Below are 287 nucleotides of genomic sequence, written 5' to 3'. Positions count from 1 at the left end.
TCTCCAGCGGCGGGATCAGCATCGCCACCCCCAGGCTCGTCACCCCCAGGCACACCAGCAGGTTCGGCAGCAGACGCCGCACACGCCTCAGGTAGAAATTCCCCAGACGCGGCCACAGCGGCTTGCTCGCCTGCCCCAGCAGCGAGCCCATCACCACGTAGCCCGAGATCACAAAGAAGATGTCCACCCCCGTGAAGCCACCGGGCAGCCAGGCCTTGTTCAGGTGGAACACCAGCACCGCCAGCATCGCCGCCCCCCGCAGCGCATCGATGTCCGGCCGGTAGGCA

At 67.6% G+C, this 287-nt stretch carries 1 protein-coding gene; it reads right to left on the bottom strand.

Going from position 1 to position 287, the window contains the following annotated elements; translation table 11 throughout:
- The coding region (locus KUG38_RS16735) for an acyltransferase family protein (protein ID WP_216923545.1) at window positions 1–287 on the bottom strand (287 nt) is incomplete at both ends.

The sequence above is a fragment of the Synechococcus sp. CCAP 1479/9 genome (assembly GCF_019038535.1).
In the GTDB taxonomy this organism is placed as follows: Bacteria; Cyanobacteriota; Cyanobacteriia; order PCC-6307; family Cyanobiaceae; genus Cyanobium.
This window is presented reverse-complemented; position numbering and strand designations above follow the sequence as displayed.